Raw genomic sequence first — 22,752 nt, forward strand, 5'->3', positions numbered from 1 at the left:
CTATTCGGCCACGCTCTTGCGGCCCACGAGCAGGGCGGACAGCGGTCGGAACGGCTGCAACCAGGCGCCCTCGTCGGGCAGCGAGTCCAGGCTCACGCGTGGCAGCGGCTCACGGAACACCCCCGGGATGTCCTCGAGGTCGACGAAGTCGAGCACCTCGGACGTGACCGCCCAGCTGGCGTGCTCGCGGAAACCGAGGACCTGCACCGCCACGCCGGTCGCGGCGATCTCCTCGAGCGGTTCCCGGAACGCCTGCCCGTCGGCGGAGGCGACCATCACCCCCGCCAGACCCTCACTGCGTCGCAGCGCGATGTGCCGCAACATGTCGGAGTCTACGTCGCTGTCCTCGTCGATCTTCGGCTTGGCGAACACCGCGAAGCCGACGTTGCGCAACGCCTCGACCCACGGGCGCACGACGTCGGCGCTGCCCGGCGCGATGTTCGTGAACACCGTCGCCTCGGGGTCGAGGGTGGCCGTCGTGGTGCGCGAGAGCTCGGACGTGCGGCCGAGCAGCCACCGTCCGAGCGCGTCGAACCGCGGCCGGTAGGCGGCGGTGGGCCGGCCGCCCAGGATGGCACCGAGACCCATGTCCAGGTTCGGCGCGTCCCACACGAGCAGCACCCGCTCGTGCCGCTCGGTGCCGTCCGTCGTGGGGGCCGCGGACACGTCGGACAGTTCTTCGTGGACGCTCATGCCCTGATCTTCCCCCAGACCAGCTCCGTGATGCTGCTGCCCACCCGCTGCGCCTTGTCCTCGAACTTCGTGACGGGGCGCTCGTGGCTGATGGGGGACTCCCAGTCGAGCGTCGTCAGCAACGGCTCGGCGTTGCCCGCCTCGGCGATGGCCTCGGCGTACTCGGCGTGGTCCGTCGCGACGTGCAGCACGCCGCCCGGCTGCAGCCGGCTCGCGATCAGGGCGAACGTCGGCGGCTGCAGCAGGCGGCGCTTGTGGTGGCGGGCCTTGGGCCACGGGTCCGGGAAGAACACCCGCACCCCGGTCAGCGACTCGGGGGCCACCATGTGCTCGAGTACCTCGACCGCGTCGCCGCGCAGGATCCGCAGGTTCCGGATCGGCGTGTCGGTGTCGTAGGTCCGTTCGATCTGCTGCAGCGTCTGCGCGATGCCGGGCTTGTAGACCTCGACGGCGATGAGGTTCACGTGCGGTTCGGTCCGGGCCATCGTCACCGCGGCCGTTCCGGTGCCGGAGCCGATCTCCAGGACGACCGGCGCCGAGCGGCCGAACCAGGCGTCGACGTCGAGCCGGTCGTCGCCGACGTCGCGGCCCAGCTCGGGCCAGCAGCGGTCCCACGACTCCTGCTGCGGGAGCGTCAGCGCGCCCCGCCGCGAGCGGAAACTCGTCACCCGCGGGTACAGACGGTTTCCTCGGGTCGGGCGCTGCTCCAGCGTCTCGGTCGTGTCCAGATCGGCGTCGTTCACCCGACCATTGTCGCGTATCGGGAGGGTGTGTGGCAGGAGGGACTGAAGTGACCACAGTGTTTTCTCAGGGTGCCGGGTTTTCTCAGGGTGCCCCCGGGCCGCTGCCGTCGACGGCAGCCTCTGCCAGAATCGGCGGCGACACACGGGGGTGGTCATGGTGGGGGATGCGGGGACCGCGCACGCGCGGTGGCGGCAGATCGTCGAGGACATCGGCCGGTTCGACGCCCGGGCCGGCCGACAGGTGCAGCGCGCCCTCGACCGGCACGACGCCCCGCTGCGGGTGCAGATCGCGGGTCGCGGCGGCGCCGTCCGTCCCGCGCTCCGCGCAGCCGTCGAGGCGGCGGTCGCGGCGTCGACACTGGTCGACACCGTGGAGCTCGACTCGCCGGACCGGCCCGAACCGGTCCTCGACGCGGATGTCGTCCTCCTCGTGCTCGCGGCGCGGGTCCACCCCGCCGATCTGGCGGCACTCGTCCGCCCCGCCGATCCGGCGGCGCTCGTCCGCTCCGCCGATCCGGCGGCGCTCGTCACACGCGACGACGAACGCCTCGTCGTCGTGCTCGATCGGACCGAAAGACTCGAGGATGCCGAGGCCGCGTTCGCCCGCGCGGCCGCGCACGTGCGACGGCCGGTCCTCACGCCCGGCTCCGGGCCGGCGGCGGTCGTCGAACGACTCGGTTCCGCGCGCCGCCGTCGCGACGCCGTGCTCGCCCGCGACCTGGCGGGCATCGGTGCCGGCCCGCGGGCCCGCGACGTCATCGAGGCCGCCCTCGACGACCTCACCGGATCGTCGCGGTGATCCCGCCCGACGTCGGCGACGTCGTGCGCCGCTGGAACCCGGAGGGATGGGCGCGGCTGCACGCCACGTCGGACCCGCCGCGGATCCGGGTGGCCGGGGTCGACGGCTGCGGCCGCGGGGCGCTCGTCGACGAGCTCACCGCGCTCGGCCCGGCCGTCGACTACGTCCATGACGGTCCCGCGACCGTCGTGCTGATGGTGTTCGAGGCGTCGGCCCACCTCGGCCGGACCGAACTCGCCGTCCTCGAGTCCGCCGGGCGCGGCAGCGGCCGCGTGGTGTGCGCGCTCACCGGAACCGACGTGCACCCGGACTGGCGGGTGGTGCACGAGCGGGACGTCGCGCTGCTGCAACGGCACGCACCCTGGCTCGGTCCGGTGACATTGCTGCCCGTCGGGACGTCGCTCGCCGCCCGCGCCCGTGCTGTCGGCGGCGACGCGGGAGCGGTGCTGCGGCTCGAATCCGGGATCGTCGACCTGCACGAGGCGCTCACGGCGGCGCTGGTCCCGGGTCCGCATGCGGGCCGGGCCCTGCGCAGCGCCGTCGTCGCCGAGACCCGCCACCTCGTGGTGCAGGCGATCGCTGCCCTGCGCGCCGGCGACGACACGGGGGCCCTGCGCGCCGAACGGGCGCGGTGGAGCCTGCGGGCCACCACTCCCGCCGACGACGGAGGGCTCCGCGCCGAGCTGCAACGGGCCCGCATCGACACCGCGCAGGCCGTCGCGGCGGCCGTGCGCGCGGCGTCCGCCGAATTTCGCGACGCGATCGAGACGGTGGACCCGGCGCACGTGCCGCACCTGCTCGACGACGTGGTCCGCGACCTGCACGCCCGGGTCGGCACGGTCGTCACCGAGCGGCTGGCCCGGATCGGACCGGGTGACCCGGAGCCGGCCGGCCCGGCCACCGTGCCCCCGCGGTCCGCGCCGCCGTCCCCGCGACGTCCCGTGGAGGACCGCCTCACCGTGCTGATCGGCGCGTCGGCCGGGGCGGGGCTGGGACGCGTCGCGGTGTCCCCGCTGTCCCTGGTGCCCACGCTCGAGCTGGCGACGGTACCGCTGAGCCTGCTGCTCGGCGCGGCGGCGGCGTGGTGGCTGGTGCGGGTGCGGCGACGGCTCGCCGAACGGGACCGGATGCGCAGGTGGGCGCTCGAGGAACTCGTCGAGGTGCGCGCCGAGCTCGAGGCCGTCGCGCTCGAGCGCATCGTCGACGCGGAGGCCCGGCTCGGGTCCGCGCTCGCCGTCGCGCGCACCGCCCGACTCGCCACGGCGCGCGACCGCATCGCCGCCCTCGACGACGAGCTGAGACGTCGCGCCGAGGACCGTGCCGGGCAGCTGGCGGCGTGCGAGCGCGATTTCGCCGTGCTCACCCGGGCGGGAACCGCCGGCCGGCCGGGCGCGTCCAACGGGACGACAGCGTCCGATGGTGTGACACGGCAGTGAGGAGCGCGCGATGGTGGACGGATTCGCCGGCACCGACGACCAGGTGTGGGAGCCCGACGTGCCCGTCCCGGGACGTCCCGCGTTCGGCCCGGGGCTGGCCCCCGCGCTGCTCGACCCGGCCGGACCGGGCGCGCTGCCGCCGGCCGTGGACGTCGACGGCGACGGGCTGCTCGACACCGTCACGTTCGCCACCGCGGACGCACTCGTCGTCGCATCGGACACCGACGCCGACGGGTGGTTCGACCGGGTCACCGAACTCGGCGACGACGGGCGGTTCGGGGTGTGGCAGTTCCGGCGCGACGTCGACGGTGCGGAGCACTGGACCCGGATTGACGAAGGTCACCTCGATCGAGGAAAGTGAGGCAAATCGCCCGTGCCCCGGGCGTGCGAGGCGGGTACTGTGTTCGCCCTCTGAATCGTTTCTGTGACATTTCCGACCGGCCCCGATTGCCATCACCCCGAAGTCCGGCGTTAACCTCTATGAATAGGACATCCGGCGCCCGCCTCGTCCGTTCGGCCACGGAGGAAGCGGGTGGTACCCCTGCCGAGAGGGGGAGTCCGGGTCCGCCGCTGGTCCCTGGGACGGTTCGTCGCAGGTCGGGGGAGGGATCCGGTTCCGGCGCACCCCAGGAGAGTTTGATGACCTCAGTGACCATTCCCGGTCTGAACGGCACCGATGGCAAGCCCCCGACCCAGCACGCCGAGCTGCTCGCATGGGTACAGGAGGTCGCCGAACTCACTCAGCCCGACCGGGTCGTCTGGGCCGACGGGTCCGACGCGGAATGGGACCGGCTGACCACCCAGCTGGTCGAGGCCGGGACCTTCACCCGCCTCAACGACGAGAAGAAGCCCAATTCCTTCCTGGGCAACTCCGACCCGTCGGACGTCGCGCGCGTCGAGTCGCGCACCTTCATCTGCTCGCGCAACGAGGTCGATGCCGGACCGACCAACAACTGGATGGATCCGGCCGAGATGCGGGCGACCATGACCGAGCTGTACCGCGGCAGCATGCGCGGGCGCACCCTCTACGTGGTGCCGTTCTGCATGGGCCCGCTCGGCGCGGACGACCCGAAGCTCGGCGTCGAGATCACCGACTCGGAGTACGTCGTCGTCTCCATGCGCATCATGACCCGCATGGGTACCGCGGCCCTGGAGAAGCTGGGCACCGACAAGCCGTTCGTCAAGGCCCTGCATTCGGTGGGTGCGCCGCTCGAGCCCGGCCAGAAGGACGTGCCGTGGCCGTGCAACGACACCAAGTACATCACCCACTTCCCGGAGGACCGGGAGATCTGGAGCTACGGCTCCGGCTACGGCGGCAACGCCCTGCTCGGCAAGAAGTGCTACTCGTTGCGTATCGCTTCGGCCATGGCGCACGACGAGGGCTGGCTCGCCGAGCACATGCTGATCCTCAAGCTGATCTCGCCGGAGGACAAGGCCTACTACGTGGCGGCCGCGTTCCCGAGTGCCTGCGGCAAGACCAACCTCGCGATGATCCAGCCGACCATCCCGGGCTGGCGCGCCGAGACCCTCGGCGACGACATCGCCTGGATGCGTTTCGGTGAGGACGGCCGGCTGTATGCGGTGAACCCGGAGTACGGCTTCTTCGGCGTCGCCCCCGGCACCAACCACGGCTCCAACCCCAACGCCATGAAGACGATGGAGGCCGGCAACACGCTGTACACCAACGTCGCGCAGACCGACGACGGCGACGTGTGGTGGGAGGGCCTGGAAGGCAATCCCGAGCACCTCATCGATTGGAAGGGCAACGACTGGACTCCCGAGTCCGGCACCCCGGCCGCGCACCCGAACTCGCGCTACTGCACGCCGATGTCGCAGTGCCCGATCCTCGCCCCCGAGTGGGACGATCCGCAGGGTGTGCCGATCTCCGCGATCCTGTTCGGCGGTCGTCGCAAGACGACTGTGCCGCTGGTGAGCGAGTCTCTCGACTGGCAGCACGGCACCTTCCTCGGCGCGACGCTGTCGTCCGAGCAGACCGCCGCCGCCGAGGGCAAGGTCGGCACCGTCCGTCGCGACCCCATGGCGATGCTGCCGTTCATCGGTTACAACGCCGGCGACTACCTGAACCACTGGATCAACATCGGCAAGTCCGCGGATGCGGACAAGCTGCCGAAGATCTTCTACGTCAACTGGTTCCGTCGCGGCGACGACGGCCGCTTCCTGTGGCCGGGCTTCGGTGAGAACTCCCGTGTGCTCAAGTGGATCGTCGACCGCATCGAGCACCGGGCCGGCGCCCAGACCACGCCGATCGGCTTCGTGCCGACCGCCGCGGACCTCGACCTCGAGGGCCTCGACGTCGACCGCGACGACGTCGACGAGGCGCTGAAGGTCGACGTGGCGGAGTGGAAGGAAGAGCTGCCCCTCATCGAGGAGTGGTTCGAGTTCCTCGGCGAGAAGGTGCCCTCCGGCATCCGCGACGAGTTCGAGGCCCTGAAGCAGCGCCTCGCCTGACGCCTTGATCGACCGAATGTCACATCGGATCGCTTGTATCGATCCGATGTGACATTCGGCGTTTCAGGGATGCTCAGGACGACTGACTCGCGAGCCACTCGTCGATGCGACGTCGTGCCTCTTCGGGCGCGACGTCCTCGACGCGCGTCATGATCGCCCACCGGTGCCCGAACGGGTCGAGGATCGTCCCGAACCGGTCTCCGGTGACGAACGTCGAGGGTTCCTCGAAGACCTGCGCACCCTGCTCGACCGCGCGGGCGAACGTCGCGTCGGCGTCGGCGCAGTACAGCACGTAGGAATGGTCGACGGTGTTCGTCCCGTCGGGCGCGCGCAGCCCCATGGCCGGCGCGGGGTCGCTCAGCTGGAGCCGGCCGTGCCCGAAGTCCAGTTCGGCGTGCGCGATCGTGCCGTCGGGCCCGTCGGTTCGTTCGACGACCTCGGCGCCGAAGACCGTGCGGTAGAACTCGACGGCCCGGGCCGCGCCGTCGACGACGAGGAACGGCGTGAGGGAGGTGTAGCCGGCGGGGATCGGATTCACGGAATGCGTCATGCGACGAGTCTCGCGTCGTCTCCGCCGGCCGTATTGAACATTTCCGACATTCCCCGGGACAGCGGTGGTGGGCCGAATGTCACACAGGTTCGATTCGATCGAATGTGTGTGACATTCGGCCCGTTGCAGGGCGCCGGCCCGTTGGAGGGCGCCGGCCCGTTGCAGGGCGCCGGCCCGGCACCGGGGTCACGGCCGGAACACCGCGCGCACGCAGCCGTCCTTCTTGTCCTTGAACATCTCGTACCCGCGCACCGAGTCCTCGAGCGACATGTCGTGGGTGATCAACAGGCTGGGGTCGAGCTTGCCGGCCTGCACGTGCTCGAACAGCCGCGGGACGTACCGCTGTCCGTGTTGCTGGGCGGTGCGCAGGGTCAGGCTCTTGTTGGTGAGCAGGCCCATCGGGAACTTGTCGGTGAGTCCGTAGACCCCGAGGACGGACACCACCCCACCCTTGCGGCACGCCATGATCGCCTGCCGCAGCGGCGTGGCGCGGTCGGTCTCCATCCGCAGCGCCTGCTTGACGCGGTCGTAGATCTGCATCAGGCCGGTGCCGTGGGCCTCCATGCCGACCGCCTCGATGCACGCGTCGGGTCCGCGGCCGCCGGTGCTCTCGCGCAGGGCCTCCTGCATGCTGTCCTCGGCGGAGTAGTCGATCGTCTCCAGCCCCAGCCGGGCGGCGAGGTCGAGGCGTTCGCCCAGGCGGTCGACGACGATCACTCGTTCGGCGCCGAGGATCCGGGCGCTCACGGCCGCCATCAGGCCCACGCCCCCGGCACCCCACACTGCGACGGTGTCGCCGGGGGAGATGTCGCAGAAGTCGGCCCCCATGTATCCGGTGGGCACCGCGTCGGAGAGGAACAGGGCCTGCTCGTCGGTGATCCCCTCGGGGATCGGGAAGCAGTTGACGTCGCCGAACGGCACCCGCACGTACTGCGCGTGCGAACCCTGGTATCCGCCGAACGGGTGGGTGTAGCCGTAGATGCCGCCGGACGGGTAGCCGAGCAGCGGCTGCTGCATCGCAGCGTTCGGGTTGGTGGTGTCACACGCCGAGTACAGGTCGTGGTCGCAGTACCAGCAGGCGCCGCACCCGATGAACGACGGCACGACGACGCGGTCGCCGACGTTCACGGAGGTGACCTCCGCGCCCTTCTCGACGACGTCGCCCATGAACTCGTGCCCGAACACGTCGCCCTCCCGCATGCCGGGGAGATAGCCGTCGATGAAATGCAGATCGGATCCGCAGGTGGTCGTGAGGCGGACCTCCACGATCACGTCGTGCGGGTTGAGCAGCTTCGGGTCCTCGACCGTCTCGACGGACAGGTCGTTCACGCCCATCCAGCACAGCGCTCGCATCAGTGGGATCCTTCCGTTCGGGAGTCGCGTCCGGAGGCACCGGAGCTGCCGCGGGCGCTGTGATTGCCGCGGGCGCTGTCATTGCCGCGGGCGCTGGGATTGCAGCGCAGGGTCGGCATCTCGCCGGTCTGCAGCAGCGCGCGGGCCCGGTACAGGGCGGTGAACGTGGCCGCGCCGGTGATCAGGCCGGGCACCGGGGTGTCGGCCCGCATGCTCACCTCGGTGCCGAGGCCGTGCGGGGCGGTGGCGAACGACAGCAGGATCCGGGGCGGCTGCGACGAGTCGCCGGCGTCGGTGGCGACGAACTGCAGTTCCCCGTCGCTCTCGAGCACGCGCGTCTCCCACGTGATCGGGTCGGCGCCGAGTTCGAAGGTCCACCGGAGGCGGTCGGGGCCGCTCGCGGCGACGGAGGTGCGCTCCCCGAACACCTGCGACAGATTGGCGGGCTCGCGCCAGAACCGTTGCACCGTTTCGCGGGGTGCGCCGATGGTGACGGTCTGCTGGGGACCGGGGTGGGAGCCGGTGCGTTCGACGACGCGACGGACGACCCCCTCGATCTGCCGCCCGGATCTCTCCACGGTCTTGACGATGTCGAACACGGGTTTCTCCTTCCGGGCGCGGGCGGGCCTGCCCCGTGCCGGGTCTGGTGGGCGACGCCCTACCGCAGCGGGGTGCTGTCCTGCAGGGCTGCGACCGGCCGGCCGGCGACGTTCCGGGCGTGCCGGTGACGAGTCATGACGTCGGCTACCCGCGGGAGCAGGGTGGGCAAACCGGTGGGTCCCCGGGCGGCCGGACCGCTGTGCGGCTCCCCACGTGAATCGGACATCCGCCGGAATGATGCAATAGGTGACGACGGAACCAATCCGGTCGGCACTGCGACCGGGAGGAGGATCGGGCCCATGAGCGGTATCTACAACAATGTCACCGAGCTGGTCGGGCGAACCCCGATCGTGCGGCTGAACCGGCTGACCGAGGGTCTCGGCGCCCAGGTCGCGGTCAAGCTCGAGTTCTACAACCCGGCCAACAGCGTCAAGGACCGGATCGGCGTGGCGATCATCGACGCCGCCGAGAAGTCCGGTGAGCTGCGCCCCGGTGGCACCATCGTCGAGGGGACCAGCGGCAACACCGGTATCGCGCTGGCGATGGTCGGTGCCGCGCGCGGCTACAAGGTCATCCTGACGATGCCCGAGACGATGTCCACCGAGCGTCGCGTGATGCTGCGGGCGTTCGGCGCGGAGATCGTCCTGACGCCCGGCTCCGAGGGCATGGCCGGCGCGGTCGCGAAGGCGGAGGAGATCGTCGCGAAGGCCGAGAACGCGATCCTCGCCCGCCAGTTCGCCAACCCGGCGAACCCGGAGATCCACTACCAGACCACCGGTGAGGAGATCTGGAAGGACACCGAGGGCGCGGTCGACATCTTCGTCGCCGGCATCGGCACCGGCGGCACGATCACCGGCGCGGGCCGCAGGCTCAAGGAATACAAGCCGGAGGTGAAGATCGTCGGCGTCGAGCCCATCGATTCGCCCATCCTCACCGGCGGACAGCCGGGCCCGCACAAGATCCAGGGCATCGGCGCGAACTTCGTGCCCGACGTGCTCGACCGCGAGGTCTACGACGAGATCGTCGACGTCTCGTTCGACGACGCCGTCCGCGTGGGCCGGGATCTCGGCACGCAGGAGGGCATTCTCGGCGGCATCTCGTCCGGCGCGATCGTGTGGGCCGCTCTGGAGCTGGCGAAGCGTCCGGAGAACGCCGGCAAGCTCATCGTCGCCGTGGTCTGCGACTTCGGTGAGCGGTACATCTCCACTCCGCTGTTCGAGCACATCCGGGACTGAACGCATCGTGAGTGTTCTGCGCACCCTCCGGGAAGACCTGCAGGCGGCCCGCGGCCACGATCCGGCGTCGCGCGGTGACATGGAGAACGCCCTCGTGTATTCGGGGCTGCACGCGATCTGGTCGCATCGGCTCGCACACCGGATGTGGGCGCGGCCGGCGCTGCGGGGACCGGCCCGCATCCTGGCGCAGTTCACCCGCTTCCTCACGGGCATCGAGATCCACCCCGGCGCGACGATCGGACGGCGCTTCTTCGTCGATCACGGCATGGGCGTGGTGATCGGGGAGACCGCCGAGATCGGCGAAGACGTGATGATCTATCACGGCGTCACGCTCGGCGGGCGGTCGCTGGCGCGGACCAAGCGGCACCCCACCATCGGCAACCGGGTCACCATCGGCGCGGGGGCGAAGGTCCTCGGGCCGGTGGTGATCGGCGACGACGTCGCGATCGGCGCGAACGCGGTGGTCACGCGCGACGTGCCCGCCGATTCGATCGCCGTCGGCATCCCGGCGACGATCCGCCCCCGCAAGCAGCACGAGGAACTCGTGGACCCGGCCTGCTACATCGATCCTGCGATGTACATCTGAGGTCTCGCCGGCACCCGCAGCCGGCCGGGCCGAATGTCACATCGCGTCTATCCAACCGACGCGATGTGACATTCGGCCACCTACGAACTCAGGCGCCGTAGCCGGGCGGGTACAGCACCGACTTGGTCTCGCAGAACGCCTCGAGGCCCTCGGGTCCGTTCTCCCGGCCGATGCCGGAATTCTTGTAGCCGCCGAACGGCGAGCCCGGGTCGAAGGCGTACCAGTTGATGCCGTAGGTGCCGGTGCGCACCCGCGACGCCACCTCGAGGCCCTTCTCGACGTCGGTGGTGTACACCGAGCCGGCGAGGCCGTAGTCGGAGTCGTTGGCGATCTCGACGGCCTCGTCGACGCTGTCGTAGGGGATCACGCACAGAACGGGACCGAAGATCTCCTCGCGCGCGACGGTCATGGAGTTGTCGACGTCGGCGAAGATCGTCGGCTCGACGAACCAGCCCTTGTCGAGCCCGGCGGGCCGGCCGCCGCCGAGCACCAGCCGCGCGCCCTCCTCGGTGCCCTTGGCGATGTAGCCCTCGACGCGGTCGCGCTGCTTCGCGGAGATCAGCGGCCCGAGTTGCGCCGCCGCGTCGTCGGGCATGCCGACGGGGAAGAAGGCCGCGGTCGCCACCATCTTCTCGACGACCTCGTCGTAGCGCGAGCGCGGCGCCAGGATGCGGGTCTGGCCGACGCAGGCCTGCCCGGTGTTCATCAGGCCCGACATCACGAGCATCGCGACGGTCGAGTCGAGGTCGGCGTCCTCGAGGACGATGGCGGCGGACTTGCCGCCGAGTTCGAGGGAGCAGCGCTTGAGGTTCCGGGCCGCGATCTCGCCGATGTGCTTGCCGACGGCGGTCGAGCCGGTGAAGGTGATCTTGTCGATGTCGGGGTGCGAGACGAGGTACTCGCCGGTCTCGGCGCCGCCCGGGACGAGCGACAGCACGCCCTCGGGCAGCCCGGCCTCGGCGAAGATCTCCGCGACCGCGTTGGTGGTCAGCGGCGACTCGGGCGCGGGCTTGAGGACCACGGTGCAGCCGGCGAGCAGGGCCGGGCCGAGCTTGTTGATCATCAGGAACAGCGGCACGTTCCAGGCGATGACGGCGGCGACCACGCCGACGGGTTCGCGCGTCACCCGGGAGCGTCCGAAGGCGCCGGTGCGCTCCTCCGTCCACGGGAACGAATCGGCAAGTCCCGCATAGTAGTTGATGGTCGCCAGGGACGGCGTCACCTGCATCATCTGCACGGAGGCGGGCGGCTGACCCATCTCGGCGGACAGCGACGCGGCGAGGTCGGCGCTGCGCTCCTCGAGCAGCTTGGCGGCCTTGGCGAGTACCTGGGCCCGCTCGGACGGTGAGGTGCGGGGCCACGGTCCGTCGTCGAAGGCGGCACGGGCCGCGGTGACGGCGGCGTCGATGTCCGCCGGCCCGGCGACCGGCACCGAACCGACGCGTTCCTCGGTGGCCGGCGAGAACACCTCGATTCGCTCGTCGGTCGACGGGGCGACCCAGCGGCCGCCGATGAACAGTTTGTCGTAGTCGGTCATGTTCTCTTTCCTCAACGGTCCTGGTTTCTACTGGTCGGATGTCGCTCGGTCGTTGTCGTGCGCGGGGTGGGGGTCGGCGAACCCGGTGAAGCCGTACTGCCGGTGCGGTCCGATCACGGCGACCTCGAACAGTCCGGTGCCGACGGTGTCCGACCCGGCGATCCGGAACCGCGCGAGATGGTCGGTGGGACAGAACATCAGCAGCGCCGGATCGATCTCCCGGACGTCGCGGCGCAGCGCCTGCACGACCAGTTCGCCCTGCCACATGCCGTGCCGCCAGTCCTGTTCGAGTCCGTACCCGGTGCCGATGCCGAGCAGGTTCGGCACCAGCAGTTCGCATTCGACGGTCACCGCCTCGCAGCCGGGCCGGTGGAACGTCAGCGTCGCCCCCGTGACGTTGCGGGTGCCCGGCGCGAACACCAGCCGATGTTCCGGCCGGCCCAGCCATTCGGGCTCGGCGCCGGGCCGGATCCGGACCGCCTCCTCGACCAGCCGGCGGCCGTGGTCGTCTTCCTGCACGATAGTGACGATCGTGTCGTCGTCGAACTGCATCACCGAGTAGATCCAGAAGAATCCGGGCGTGCCCTCGTGGGCCGTGCGCCCGGGCGGCTCGGGCTCCCCGACGGGCCGCACCCCCCAGGAGCGGTCGCGGTTGCCGAGCCACGTGCCCGGGTCCACCTGCCGGGTCCGGCCGTCGACGGTGAGGGTGCCCGCCCACCGGCCGGTCTGCACGAACCGGGACGTGTCCATGACGACGCGCTCGAGCCGGCGCAGCCGCTGCGGGGTCTCCTCGGTGGCGGGGACGACCCCGTCGAACGTGAGATCGAATGACAGGTCGGCGGTTTCGGCATGGCCGGGCTCGAGCACCACCCGCAGCCGCCGCAGCCCCTCGAGCACCTCCACCCGCAGCGGGCCGACGGTGGTGTCGGTGCGATCGGTCCCCAGGGCCCGCGAGGCCCGCACGACGAGGTGGTCGTCGCCGCGGCGCAGCACCGCGAAACCGTCGGCCACACCGAGATTCGGGTACTGGCCCATGCCGACGATCAGGAACAGGTCGGTGGTGTCGGCGGGGTAGCAGTTGAAGTAGTACCGGTCGTAGAAGTTGCGGTCGGACGTGGCGACGCGCCGGATCGGTTCGGCCGTCTGGTGGACGGGGTAGTCGTCCAGGGGGGAGAGGGAACTCACGGCGCCGCCCCCTGCCGGTCGGTGCCGTCGAGCATGGCTTCGAGGGCGGCGCGGTGCATGATCGCGTCGTCGGGATCGCCGGGTGGCTGCGCCTGGCCGAAATGCACCGCGCGAGTGTGGATGCGCAGCATGATGATCGCGTGCTGCAGCGCCGCGTGGACGGTGTAGAAGTGCAGGTCGCGCGGGACCTGGCCGGTGCGCTGCGCGTATGCGCGGGCGACGTCGTCCAGGCGCAGGAAGCCCGGCAGGCCGGGCAGCCCCGCCGTGGCGGCGATGTCCTCGAAGAACCTGTGCAGGAACGTCATCCAGGCCAGGTCCATCTCGCGGGCGCCGAGGGTGGCCAGCTCCCAGTCGAGCACCGCGACGGGCCGGAAACCGTCGAACAGGATGTTGCCGATCCGCGCGTCGCCCCAGCGCAGCACCGCGGGCGAGCGGTCGTCGGGGCAACGGGCGTCGAGCCAGGCGAGCGCACGTTCGACGAGCGGGGAGCGGGGACCACCGGTGCGGGTCGTCCACTCGTAGTAGGAGCGCTGCCGGTCCAGGTGCGCCCGGACGGCGTCGGTGACGGTGCCGGCCGGTCCCAGCCCGGCGGCCACCGGGGCGACGTCGTGGATCCGGGCCAGCACGTCGACGCACGCGTCCTGCATGGCGGCACGCTCGGCGTCGCCGGCCTCGGTGACCCAGGAGCCGAAGTTGTACGGCATGACATCCGGTGGCACCCGGCCCGCCACCCGGGTCATGACGAAGAACGGGGCCCCGAGCGGCGCGGGATCGGGCTCGTACCAGTGCACCGGGGGGACGGGGACGGTGGAGTGCTCGCCGACGGCGCGCATGACCCGGGCCTGGCCCTCGAGGTCGTAGGCGGGGAAGACGGGCACGGTGGTGTCGGCGGGGGCGACGCGGGCGACGAGCGGATGGTCGGTGCCGTCCCAGCGGGCGTCGAACAGCAGCGTCTCGCTGGACATGCCGGTGGTCTCGGGGAGGTGCACGTTCTCGACGACGGGGGCGGTGACCTTGGTGGCGAGCCAGCGCTGCAGGTTCTCGCGGACCTGTCCGGGATCCCGGCGGGAGTCGCGGGGGCGCGCGACCTCGGCATCGTGGGCGGAGCCGTCCTGGGCGCCGTGCGCCGACGCGTCGGGGTCGATGCTCACGCGCTCTCCTTCCGGCCACCGGGGCTGTGACCTCGAACACTAGAACACGTTACAAGTTTTCGGAAGGGGTCAGCCGAGGTGTGTCCCGAACCAGGCGAGCATGCGGTCGTATGCCTGCGCGGCCGCGTCCGCGTTGTACCGCGGTCCGGTGTCGTTGAAGAACGCATGGTCGGCGCCGGGGTAGGTCACCACCTCGTGCACCAGGCCCGCGCGCTCGAGGGCGGCGGTCGCCGCGTCCCGCGACGCGTTCACCCGCTGGTCGAGTTCGGCGTAGACCGCGAGGACGGCGGCCCGCGACCCGGCGAAGTCGGCGCCGTCGGGCAGCGGTCCGTAGAACGGGACGGCCGCCGCGAGGCGCGGGTCGCCGGTCGTCAGCAGCAGCCACGTCATGCCGCCGCCGAAGCAGAACCCCACGGCCCCGATGCGCCGGTCGGGCACCCGTCGCGTCAACTCGTCGATGCCCGAGCGCATGTCCTGGGAGAATCGTTGCGGCGGAACGGTACTCAGTGCGGCCGTGGCCTGCGCCGGGTCGGCGAACGACGCTGTGCCCCCCTCCTCGGAGAGCAGGTCGATCGCGAGTGCCGAGTAGCCCGCCCCCGCCAGGCGCCCGGCCACCGATCGGATGTGGTCGTTGAGCCCCTTGTTCTCATGGACCACGAGCACGGCGCCCCGCGGGTCCGCCGCCGGCGCCCACGCACCCTGCAGCGTCCGCCCGTCCGGGCCGGGGAACGTGATCGCCTCCGTCGCAACGGCATCTGCGCTGCCCGGCGGCGCCACCGGCGACGTCGGGGCCGGAGTGCCCGAGGTCGCTCCCGGAGTCGCGGAAGGCGTTGCGGGCGAGCCGTTCTCGTTTGCGCAGGCGGCGAGCAGCGAGGATGCCGCGGTGAGGGTGAGCCCCAGCAGCCCCAGCCGTCGCAGCGCCTCGCGGCGGGTGAGCAGACCGTCGGCGTGGTCCACCGCGATCTCCTCGGCGATGTAGCGCTGGAAAGGCGTCATGGCCGCTCCCGTCCCGAGGACACTGTCTTCGTATTGTGACGCGACGGGGGCCGCGGTGCGGGCGATTCGCGCCGAAGCTCAGTCCCCGACGGCCAGGATCCCGGCCCCGGTCAGGGTCCCCACGGCGGCGAGCCGCGCCGGCACGATCTCCAGCCCGGTCAGGAACGGCAGCCGCGCGTGCCGGGCCGCGGCCTCGCGCATCGGCCGCCACATCGGCTCCCCGGCCTGCGCGAACCCGCCGCCGACCACCACGAGGTCCACGTCCACCAGCGCCGCGGCCGACGCGAACACCTCCCCGAGCGCCGCCCCCGCACGCCCCAGGGCCGCGACCGCGACCGGATCTCCCGCGCCCGCGGCGCGGGCCAGCGCCGCCCCGTCGGCACCGGACCAGCCGTGCTCCCGCGCCCACCGCACCGCGGCCGGCCCGCTCGCCACGGTCTCGACGCACCCGACACCCCCGCACGCGCACGGGTCGGCGCCCACGCTCGACACCATGTGCCCGATGTGGCCCGCATTGCCCGTCCGGCCCCCGGCGATCCGGCCGCCCAGCACCAGACCGCCGCCGATGCCGGTCGAGACCACGACGCCGACGAGGTCCGTCGCACCCCGGCCCGCCCCGAGCCGGTGCTCGGCCAGCGCGGCCGCGGCCCCGTCGACCGCGAGCCGCACCCGCGACCGCGGGAACAGGCCGCGCACGGCGTCGACCAGGCCGAAACCGCCCGCCCACTCGCCGATGTTGATCGGCGCCACCGCACCGGCGCCGACGTCGACCGGCCCGGCGCTCGCGATCCCCACGGCCGTCACCTCGGCTCCCGCGGCGACCCGCCGCAACAGCTCCGCGCATGCCGCCCACACGCCGGCCGCGGGCGTCGGCACCGTCCGCGGTGCGTCGAGCGTGCCGTCGGCGCGGACGCGGGCGGCCGCCATCTTGGTGCCGCCGACGTCGAGGGCGAGCGCGACCATCAGCGCCTGCGCAGCACGAGTACCAGATTGCTGACCAGGAACTCCCGCACCGCGGGGACCCGCACCAGCCACCACGCCCAGCGCGGGTGGTACCGCGGGAACGCGGCCAGCAGCTCGCCGTGCGGCGTCGAACGCGCCCACCGCAGCCCGTCGCCGCAACCCACCTCGAACAACGAGACCCCGTACCGGTTCTTCGGCTCCCGCCCGTGCCGGCGGGCGTAGCGCCGCGCCGCGTACTCGCCGCCGAACGCGTGCCACGGGCCGGTCTCGTGCCCGCCGAACGGGCCCCACCACAGGGTGTACGACAGCACCGTCAGCCCGCCCGGCCGCGTCACCCGCAGCATCTCGTCGGCCATCACCCACGGCTGCGCCACGTGCTCGGCGACGTTCGAGGAGAAGCACACGTCCACCGATCCCGTGCGCAGCGGCAGCGCGAGGCCCGAGCCACGGATCGACCCGCCCACCGCGAGACCGGCCGCGTGCATCTCCGACGGATCCGGCTCGACCGGCACGTAGCGGGCGCCCGACGCGCCGAACACCTCCGCGAAGTACCCCGGCCCGCCGCCCACGTCGACGACGGTCGTGCCGGTCAGGTCCCGGCCGGTCAGGCCCGCGTACAGATCACCGATCAGTTCCACTGTGTCGCGCGCGAGCGCCCCGTAGAACAACTCGGGCGCGGACTGCTCGTGCCGGAAGTCGCCGAGCAGCCCGACGGACCGGCGCAGGGTCGCGCGCCGGGCGAAGGTTCGAGCCACCGGGGGGACGGGCAGGGTCGGAACAACCACGAGGAGCAACCATAGCGGCCACCGCACCGCACTACCCGCCGGTAACCCTCCACCGCGGGCGGCCCCGCACCCGTTACTGTGTTCCGGGATACAACCGTCGACGACGAACCACAGGGGGTCGCCACGTGCGCGAGGTTCTGTTGCTGTGCTGGCGCGACACCGGGCATCCCCAGGGTGGGGGCAGCGAACGCTACCTCGAACAGGTCGGCGCCCAGCTCGCCGCGCGCGGCATCCGCGTCACCCTCCGCACCGCCGCCTACCCCGGCGCCCCCGGCCGCGACGAGATCGACGGCATCACCGTCAGCCGCGGCGGCGGCCGGCTCACCGTCTACCCCCGCGCCCTCGCCGCGATCGCCGCCGGCCGTCTCGGCTTCGGTCCGCTGCGCCACCTCCGGCCCGACGCGGTGATCGACACCCAGAACGGCATCCCGTTCTTCGCCCGCCTCGTCGCCGGCGCGCCCGTGACCGTGCTCGTGCACCACTGCCACCGTGAGCAGTGGCCCGTCGCCGGCCGCGTCATGGCCAGGCTCGGCTGGTGGATCGAGTCCGCCCTGTCGCCGCGCCTGCACCGCGACGACCAGTACCTGACCGTGTCGTTGCCGTCCGCCGACGAACTGATGGCCCTCGGCGTCGACCGTGACCGCATCGCCGTCGTCCGCAACGGCGCCGACGCCGTCCCCGCCGGGGTCGAGCCCGGCGACGAACACACCCGCACCGCGCACCCCACCGTGTGCGTGCTGTCGCGGCTCGTGCCGCACAAGCAGATCGAGGACGCCCTCGCCGCCGTCGCCGCGCTGCGCGACCGCGTCCCCGGCCTGCACCTCGACGTCATCGGCGGCGGCTGGTGGGAGAGGAACCTGCGCGCGGCCGCCGCGGACCTCGGCATCACCGATGCCGTCACCTTCCACGGCCACGTCGCCGAGGACCGCAAGCACGAACTGCTCTCCCGGTCCTGGGTGCACGTGATGCCGTCGCGCAAGGAGGGCTGGGGGCTGGCCGTCGTCGAGGCCGCGCAGCACGGCGTGCCCACCGTCGGCTACCGCAGCTCGCGGGGACTGACCGACTCGATCATCGACGGCGTCACCGGCGTGCTCGTCGACTCCGCGGACGAGCTCACCGACGCCGTCGCCGACCTGCTCGCCGACGCGGATCGTCGCCGCACCCTCGGCGGCAAGGCCCGGGTGCGGGCCGCAGAGTTCTCCTGGTCCGCGACCGGCGACGGGGTGCACGAGGTGCTCGCCGCGACGGCCGCGGGCCGCCGCGTCTCAGGACTGTTCCCGCGCCCGGCGGAGGCCGCCGTGGTGCTCGCGGCGCCGGGCGGGCCGTCGCAGGACCAGCAGGCCCACGAGCCCGCCTGCTGACACCGCCGCCCACAGTGCGTGCGCGGCGATCGCCGCCGTCCGGTCGTCCGACCGCGTCCCGTCGACCCCCGGCACCCGGTACAGCGACAGCGCGGCATCGGAGAACACCGGCTCGAGCTGCTCGGGTCCGCGGGCCGAGTCGCCGAGGTCCCCGGGCGTGCCGTGCTCGACGAGCACCCAGCCCACGCCGTGGGCAGCGAGGTCGGCCGGCGCCGCCCCGGCCAGCAGCAGGCGCTCCACCTCCGCGGCGCCCCGACCCTCGCCGGCGACGGTGCCGCCGGCGACGATCAGCTCCCCGGACTGCAGCACGTCCGCGCGCAGCATCCGAGGTGCCGGATCGAGAACCGGTGCGGCGCCGCTGAACTCGAATCGCCGGAACATTCCGGCCGGCAGCACCGCCACGTCGCCGGCGCCCGCCGGCACCGCCGCCGCGACCCGCTGCCACGCGTCCGGATACTGCACCGGCCGCACCCGCCCGCCCACGCCCCACGCCAGATCCGGAAGGGCCAGCAGCACGGTCAGCGCGGCCGCCGTGGCCCAGGCGCCGGCCCGGCCGCCGAACCGCCCGCGCACCGTGCCGACACCTGCCGCGGCAGCCAGCGCGTACAGCGGCACCGCCCACGCCACCCACTTCTGGGTGTCGCGCAGCAGACCCGCGCCCGGCACGTGCACCATCGCCCACGCTCCGGCCCGCAACCCCGTCCCCGTCGCCGCGAGGGCCGGACCGAGCACCGCGACCGCCGCCAGCGCCGTCAGCACCCCCAGCACCGGGTTGCGCCGGCGCCGCCACAGCGCCGGCACCCCGCACGCCACCACCAGCAGCAGCGCCGCCGTGCCGACCAGCGCCCACACCGTCGCCCGCGAACCGGGCACCGCGTCGGCGTTCCAGATGCCCCCGAGCCCCGCCACGCTGCCGAGCGTGCCCAGCGCGGGCTCGGCCCGCGCCGCGAACGCCCGCACCCCCGCCGGATCCGACCCGTCGCCCGCGCCGCCGGACACGGCCGTCGCCACCAGCCACGGCGCCGCCACCGCAGTCGCCAGCGCCACCGCGCCCGCGAGACGGGGAAGCAGTGGGGACCGCCCGCCCGGGGCGGCCAGCACGGCCAGCGCCGTCACCGACGCCAGCAGCGCGCCCGTCGGCGTCAGCCCCGCCGCGCCCAGGCACACCGCCAGCGACGCCCACCCGGAGCGGGCGCCCCGTCGCACCGCCACCGACGTCACCACCGTCCACGGCAGCGCCGCGTAGCCCACCAGCAGGCTCCAGTGCCCCTGCAGCAGCCGCTCCGCCACGTACGGGTTCCACACGAACACCGTCGCCGCCACCAGCCGCGCCGGCAGACCGGCCGCCGGCAACAGCACCGCCACCAGGCGGGCGCCGCCCCAACCGGCCGCCCACAGGGCGCCGGTGAGCAGCGCCGTCACCACCACACCGCCGTCCACCACCGCACTCGCCGTCGCCAGCAACGCGTCCTGCGGCACCGCCCGCGCCGCGGCGTCGGTCAGACCCAGCGCCGAATCCGTCAGGAAGGACCGCGGGGTGCTCACCGCGTCGCGCAACAGCAGGTAACCGGGGGAGACGAGCAGCGGCCCGAGCACCACGACCGCCAGGGCCAGGCTGTAGAGGGCCGGGACAGCGGGACGCAGCGACACCGGCCTGGGCATGGCCGCACAATACCCAGCCCGCCCCGGCACCCCGGTCCGGATCCGGTGCCTCGCCGCCCGCACCCGGCGGCGTGCAACCATGGTCCGATGCCGCGACCTGAGACGCCGCGCTCGGCCACCGGAACCACCGTCGCCGGGATGACGATGGTGACCGCCGGGGCCATGACCGCCAACCTGGCCTCCTACCTGCTGCACCTGCCGGCCGCCCAGTGGCTCGGCCCCGCGGGGTACGGCGAGTTCGCCGGCCTGCTGGCCGCCCAGTTGGTGCTGGCCGTGCCGGCGCTCGCGCTGCAGACGGTCGTCGCCCGGGAGACCGTGCTCGGTGCCGGCACCGCGTCCCTGCGCCGTCTCGGGTACCGCTGCGCGGGCCTCGCCGGGTTCGTCGCGCTGGCCGTCGTGCCGCTCGTCGCGTGGGCCCTCGACACCAGCGTCGCCGGTGCCCTCGGCTCGCTCGTCACCGCGCCGCTGCTGGTGCTGCTCGCCGCCGAGCAGGGCCTGCTGCAGGGGCGGGGACGGTTCGGCGCGCTCAGTGTCGTCCTCGCCGCGGCCGGCGTGGCGAAGGTCGTGCCCGCCGTCGCGGTGCTCGCCGCCGGCGGCGGGCCCGGGGCGGCGCTGTTCGCCGGGGCGGTCGGCACCGGGTTCGTCGCGGCCGGGGCCGCCGCGCTCGTGTCGAGCTCCCCGGCGGGACCGGAGTCGGGTGCCGCCCCGGCGGTCGGCGTGCCCGCGGTACTGCGCGCCTCCCAGGTGCAGCTGGCGCTGATCGCCCTGACCTCGCTGGACCTGCTGCTCGCCCGCGCCGTGCTCGACCCGGAGGATGCCGGGCTGTACGCGCTCGGCGCCGTCGCGACGAAGGTCGCGTTCTGGCTGCCGCAGGCCGTCGGGGTGGTGCTGTACCCGCGGATGGCCAACCCCGCCCAGTCCGCGGCCGCCGTCCGGTCCGCCCTGGCCGTCCTCGTCGGGATCGGCGCGGTCCTCGTCGCCGGGGCGGCGGTGTGTGCGCCGCTGGTGCCGCTGCTCGTCGGCGACGCGTACGCCCCGGTGCAGTCGCTGCTGTGGCTGTTCGCGCTGCAGGGCGCGTGCCTGGCGGTGCTGCAGGGGGCACTGCTGTCCGCGATCGCGGGCGAGCGCACCCATCTCGCCGCCGTCGCGTGGGCCGGCCTCGCGGTGGAGGCCACCCTCATGCTCACCGTCGCGTCCACCACCCGGCAGTTCGTGCTCGTCGCCGTGGCCGTCGCGGCCGTCACCGCCACGGTGGTCTCCGTGCTGGCGGTCCGCGCGGCCCACCCCGCGGGGCCGAATGTGACAGCTGTTCGATCCGACTGACCCCGTGTGACATTCGGTTGCCGCGGGCCGAACGAGCGCGCCCACGAAAACGCCGATGCCCCTCCCCGAGCGGATCGGGGAGGGGCATCGGCGCTCGTGCCTACTGCTGCGGCGGTTCCTTGCGCAGGTCGGTGCGCGGGATCTCCTGCGTCTGGTCGGTGGTCCAGTCCCGCTGCTGCGGGGGAGCGTCCGTGCGGGGGATCTCCTCGGTGCGGTCGCTGGTCCAGTCGCGCTGTCCCGGCGCGGCATGGGCCGGGCCGGCCGGGGCGGTCGGGCCGCCCGTCGCGGCGACGGGACGGCCGGTGCGGCCGCTGCCGCCGCGCAGGCCGAGCACGATGCCGGCGATCAGGGAGATCAGACCGAGGATGCCGAGGATGATCGGCACGGTGCGACCGAAGAGGCTGAGGGTGTCGATGCCGTTCTTGGCCTGGTCCACCTGGAACTCGATGGTGTCCTCGTTGAACGGCAGGCTCACCTGCAGCACCGTCACCTCGGGACGGTTCGCCTCGCGGGCGTAGTACTGGTACTGCTGCTCCTGGCCCTTGATGACGACGCCGGTCTCCGGCTCGACCCACAGGTCACGAACGTTGGTGTACCACCGGGTCATGGTCACCGGCGTCTCGCCGCCCTCGACGCCCCACGTGGAGGCGGGCAGGCTCAGCTTGTAGGTCGGCACCGACGGATCGACCGTGGACAGGTCGATCGGCCCGACCTCGTGCCGGAAGTGGTAGACCTTGACGCCGTTGATCTCGGTCTCGTCGATGTAGTCGATCGGGAACGTCTCGCGCGCGTTCAGATCGAAGTACGGGTACGACTTCTGCTCGGTGCCGAACGGGAAGCGGTACTGCAGGCCGTCGCGGTTCGGGATCTCCGCCGGCGGCGCCGTCGCCGAGGTCTGGATGGTGCTGACGGCGTCCGGGTTCTCCTCCTGGGTGACGGGCATGCCGCTGACCCGGTCCACGGTGACCCGGTCGACGGTGGCGGAGACCAGGCCCGTGTCACCCTGCATGTCCAGGCGACGGACCGTCTGGCCGGCCTGCAGGGTCATGATGTCGGCGTCCGACGGCTCCTCCACGGTGACGAACCGCTGCGCCACGATCGGCACGTCGGTGTCGACCTGCGCCCGCCCCGACAGCAGTGCCCGCGCGTTGAGGATGTCGCCGGTGCCCTCGGCGACCGTGGTCACCTCGAGATCCAGCGGCGTCTTGGCGAGCTTGCCGACGGTATAGGTCGGGATCAGTATCGCCGCGACAATAAGGAAGGCGCCCAGGCCCACCAACGCCAATGCCAGTTTCCGGCCCGAGCCCGAACGCTCAGCCATGCTG

General features: G+C 72.7%; 22 protein-coding genes. 8 read left to right on the forward strand and 14 right to left on the reverse strand.

All coding sequences use genetic code 11. The features are described from left to right. Together JYA75_RS08660 and trmB are read right to left on the reverse strand one after the other, a co-directional pair. Positions 1 to 693 (reverse strand): NYN domain-containing protein, encoded by a 693-nt coding sequence (locus JYA75_RS08660; protein ID WP_006940232.1) that lies wholly within the window; start codon positions 691 to 693, stop codon positions 1 to 3. Continuing rightward, the gene (gene trmB, locus JYA75_RS08665) at positions 690 to 1,472 is read right to left on the reverse strand and encodes a tRNA (guanosine(46)-N7)-methyltransferase TrmB (protein ID WP_170914039.1); all 783 of its coding nucleotides are present in this window, start codon (positions 1,470 to 1,472) and stop codon (positions 690 to 692) included. The genes JYA75_RS08660 and trmB overlap by 4 nt, the downstream gene beginning before the upstream one ends. Positions 1,473 to 1,590: 118 nt before the next feature. Here trmB and JYA75_RS08670 point away from each other — a divergent pair, with 118 nt between their 5' ends. From JYA75_RS08670 to JYA75_RS08685, 4 genes are all read left to right on the forward strand, one after another. Then, positions 1,591 to 2,235, forward strand: coding sequence for a hypothetical protein (locus tag JYA75_RS08670; protein ID WP_185713095.1), 645 nt, complete (start codon positions 1,591 to 1,593; stop codon positions 2,233 to 2,235). Beyond that, positions 2,232 to 3,671 carry a hypothetical protein gene (locus tag JYA75_RS08675; protein ID WP_203329876.1) on the forward strand — a complete coding sequence of 480 codons (1,440 nt, stop codon included), beginning with the start codon at positions 2,232 to 2,234 and terminating at the stop codon, positions 3,669 to 3,671. Before JYA75_RS08670 ends, JYA75_RS08675 begins: the two co-directional genes overlap by 4 nt. A gap of 10 nt (positions 3,672 to 3,681) precedes the next feature. After that, complete coding sequence (locus JYA75_RS08680) at positions 3,682 to 4,032, forward strand: DUF6802 family protein (protein WP_050035917.1); 351 nt, start codon at positions 3,682 to 3,684, stop codon at positions 4,030 to 4,032. A 278-nt stretch (positions 4,033 to 4,310) separates the two neighbouring features. Beyond that, a complete protein-coding gene (locus tag JYA75_RS08685) occupies positions 4,311 to 6,140 on the forward strand; it encodes a phosphoenolpyruvate carboxykinase (GTP) (RefSeq protein WP_029546116.1) in 1,830 nt (609 codons plus the stop codon). 73 nt (positions 6,141 to 6,213) lie between these two features. Here JYA75_RS08685 and JYA75_RS08690 read toward each other — a convergent pair whose 3' ends face one another. From JYA75_RS08690 to JYA75_RS08705, 4 genes are all read right to left on the reverse strand, one after another. After that, entirely contained in the window at positions 6,214 to 6,690 is a 477-nt protein-coding gene (locus JYA75_RS08690) for a VOC family protein (RefSeq protein WP_203329877.1), read from the reverse strand. Positions 6,691 to 6,876: 186 nt separating this feature from the next. Further along, positions 6,877 to 8,043: a zinc-dependent alcohol dehydrogenase gene (locus JYA75_RS08695; RefSeq protein WP_006940237.1), complete on the reverse strand. Its 1,167-nt coding sequence runs from the start codon at positions 8,041 to 8,043 to the stop codon at positions 6,877 to 6,879. Continuing rightward, on the reverse strand, positions 8,043 to 8,642 hold the full coding sequence (locus JYA75_RS08700) for a hypothetical protein (RefSeq protein ID WP_203329878.1): 600 nt from the start codon (positions 8,640 to 8,642) through the stop codon (positions 8,043 to 8,045). Before JYA75_RS08700 ends, JYA75_RS08695 begins: the two co-directional genes overlap by 1 nt. Positions 8,643 to 8,701: 59 nt before the next feature. Beyond that, on the reverse strand, positions 8,702 to 8,869 hold the full coding sequence (locus tag JYA75_RS08705) for a hypothetical protein (RefSeq protein WP_157127555.1): 168 nt from the start codon (positions 8,867 to 8,869) through the stop codon (positions 8,702 to 8,704). 73 nt (positions 8,870 to 8,942) lie between these two features. Between JYA75_RS08705 and cysK the strand changes: the two genes are divergently transcribed. Both cysK and epsC read left to right on the forward strand, forming a co-directional pair. Next, on the forward strand, positions 8,943 to 9,878 hold the full coding sequence (gene cysK, locus JYA75_RS08710) for a cysteine synthase A (protein WP_203329879.1): 936 nt from the start codon (positions 8,943 to 8,945) through the stop codon (positions 9,876 to 9,878). Between the two features lie 7 nt (positions 9,879 to 9,885). Beyond that, positions 9,886 to 10,464, forward strand: a complete 579-nt coding sequence (gene epsC / locus JYA75_RS08715; protein WP_006940242.1) for a serine O-acetyltransferase EpsC — start codon at positions 9,886 to 9,888, stop codon at positions 10,462 to 10,464. A gap of 88 nt (positions 10,465 to 10,552) precedes the next feature. On the opposite strand, the gene JYA75_RS08720 is transcribed toward epsC, so the two are convergent. The 6 genes from JYA75_RS08720 to JYA75_RS08745 form a co-directional block, all read right to left on the reverse strand. Further along, positions 10,553 to 12,001, reverse strand: a complete 1,449-nt coding sequence (locus JYA75_RS08720; RefSeq protein ID WP_203329880.1) for an aldehyde dehydrogenase — start codon at positions 11,999 to 12,001, stop codon at positions 10,553 to 10,555. Between the two features lie 27 nt (positions 12,002 to 12,028). Next, on the reverse strand, positions 12,029 to 13,186 hold the full coding sequence (locus JYA75_RS08725) for a hypothetical protein (RefSeq protein ID WP_203329881.1): 1,158 nt from the start codon (positions 13,184 to 13,186) through the stop codon (positions 12,029 to 12,031). Continuing rightward, complete coding sequence (locus JYA75_RS08730) at positions 13,183 to 14,337, reverse strand: phosphotransferase family protein (RefSeq protein ID WP_203329882.1); 1,155 nt, start codon at positions 14,335 to 14,337, stop codon at positions 13,183 to 13,185. The genes JYA75_RS08725 and JYA75_RS08730 overlap by 4 nt, the downstream gene beginning before the upstream one ends. A gap of 69 nt (positions 14,338 to 14,406) precedes the next feature. Beyond that, positions 14,407 to 15,333, reverse strand: a complete 927-nt coding sequence (locus tag JYA75_RS08735; protein WP_029546065.1) for a dienelactone hydrolase family protein — start codon at positions 15,331 to 15,333, stop codon at positions 14,407 to 14,409. Positions 15,334 to 15,411: 78 nt separating this feature from the next. Next, positions 15,412 to 16,296 (reverse strand): ROK family protein, encoded by an 885-nt coding sequence (locus JYA75_RS08740; protein WP_203329883.1) that lies wholly within the window; start codon positions 16,294 to 16,296, stop codon positions 15,412 to 15,414. Then, a complete protein-coding gene (locus JYA75_RS08745) occupies positions 16,296 to 17,051 on the reverse strand; it encodes a class I SAM-dependent methyltransferase (RefSeq protein WP_029546061.1) in 756 nt (251 codons plus the stop codon). Before JYA75_RS08745 ends, JYA75_RS08740 begins: the two co-directional genes overlap by 1 nt. A gap of 155 nt (positions 17,052 to 17,206) precedes the next feature. Between JYA75_RS08745 and JYA75_RS08750 the strand changes: the two genes are divergently transcribed. Beyond that, a complete protein-coding gene (locus JYA75_RS08750; protein ID WP_029546059.1) occupies positions 17,207 to 18,442 on the forward strand; it encodes a glycosyltransferase family 4 protein in 1,236 nt (411 codons plus the stop codon). Here JYA75_RS08750 and JYA75_RS08755 read toward each other — a convergent pair. Beyond that, the gene (locus JYA75_RS08755; RefSeq protein ID WP_203329884.1) at positions 18,347 to 20,104 is read right to left on the reverse strand and encodes a hypothetical protein; all 1,758 of its coding nucleotides are present in this window, start codon (positions 20,102 to 20,104) and stop codon (positions 18,347 to 18,349) included. The two genes, JYA75_RS08750 and JYA75_RS08755, sit on opposite strands and share 96 nt — an antisense overlap. Positions 20,105 to 20,191: 87 nt before the next feature. On the opposite strand from JYA75_RS08755, the gene JYA75_RS08760 reads away from it, so the two are divergent. Then, on the forward strand, positions 20,192 to 21,427 hold the full coding sequence (locus tag JYA75_RS08760) for a polysaccharide biosynthesis protein (protein ID WP_029546055.1): 1,236 nt from the start codon (positions 20,192 to 20,194) through the stop codon (positions 21,425 to 21,427). 100 nt (positions 21,428 to 21,527) lie between these two features. Here the strand turns inward: JYA75_RS08760 and JYA75_RS08765 are convergent, their stop codons facing one another. Continuing rightward, on the reverse strand, positions 21,528 to 22,748 hold the full coding sequence (locus tag JYA75_RS08765; RefSeq protein ID WP_029546053.1) for a DUF3068 domain-containing protein: 1,221 nt from the start codon (positions 22,746 to 22,748) through the stop codon (positions 21,528 to 21,530). Positions 22,749 to 22,752: the final 4 nt, after the last annotated feature.

It is taken from the genome of Rhodococcus sp. PSBB066 (genome assembly GCF_017068255.1).
GTDB lineage: Bacteria > Actinomycetota > Actinomycetes > Mycobacteriales > Mycobacteriaceae > Rhodococcus > Rhodococcus aetherivorans.

Bases quoted from the DNA above. Each gene is read 5' to 3' on its own strand.
- JYA75_RS08755 (WP_203329884.1), bottom strand. From the start codon at position 20,104: ATGCCCAGGCCGGTGTCGCTGCGTCCCGCTGTCCCGGCCCTCTACAGC.
- JYA75_RS08680 (WP_050035917.1), top strand. From the start codon at position 3,682: ATGGTGGACGGATTCGCCGGCACCGACGACCAGGTGTGGGAGCCCGAC.
- JYA75_RS08705 (WP_157127555.1), bottom strand. From the start codon at position 8,869: ATGTCCGATTCACGTGGGGAGCCGCACAGCGGTCCGGCCGCCCGGGGA.
- cysK (WP_203329879.1), top strand. From the start codon at position 8,943: ATGAGCGGTATCTACAACAATGTCACCGAGCTGGTCGGGCGAACCCCG.
- JYA75_RS08740 (WP_203329883.1), bottom strand. From the start codon at position 16,296: ATGGTCGCGCTCGCCCTCGACGTCGGCGGCACCAAGATGGCGGCCGCC.
- JYA75_RS08720 (WP_203329880.1), bottom strand. From the start codon at position 12,001: ATGACCGACTACGACAAACTGTTCATCGGCGGCCGCTGGGTCGCCCCG.
- JYA75_RS08670 (WP_185713095.1), top strand. From the start codon at position 1,591: ATGGTGGGGGATGCGGGGACCGCGCACGCGCGGTGGCGGCAGATCGTC.
- JYA75_RS08660 (WP_006940232.1), bottom strand. From the start codon at position 693: ATGAGCGTCCACGAAGAACTGTCCGACGTGTCCGCGGCCCCCACGACG.
- JYA75_RS08735 (WP_029546065.1), bottom strand. From the start codon at position 15,333: ATGACGCCTTTCCAGCGCTACATCGCCGAGGAGATCGCGGTGGACCAC.
- JYA75_RS08760 (WP_029546055.1), top strand. From the start codon at position 20,192: ATGCCGCGACCTGAGACGCCGCGCTCGGCCACCGGAACCACCGTCGCC.
- JYA75_RS08695 (WP_006940237.1), bottom strand. From the start codon at position 8,043: ATGCGAGCGCTGTGCTGGATGGGCGTGAACGACCTGTCCGTCGAGACG.
- JYA75_RS08690 (WP_203329877.1), bottom strand. From the start codon at position 6,690: ATGACGCATTCCGTGAATCCGATCCCCGCCGGCTACACCTCCCTCACG.
- JYA75_RS08765 (WP_029546053.1), bottom strand. From the start codon at position 22,748: ATGGCTGAGCGTTCGGGCTCGGGCCGGAAACTGGCATTGGCGTTGGTG.
- JYA75_RS08685 (WP_029546116.1), top strand. From the start codon at position 4,311: ATGACCTCAGTGACCATTCCCGGTCTGAACGGCACCGATGGCAAGCCC.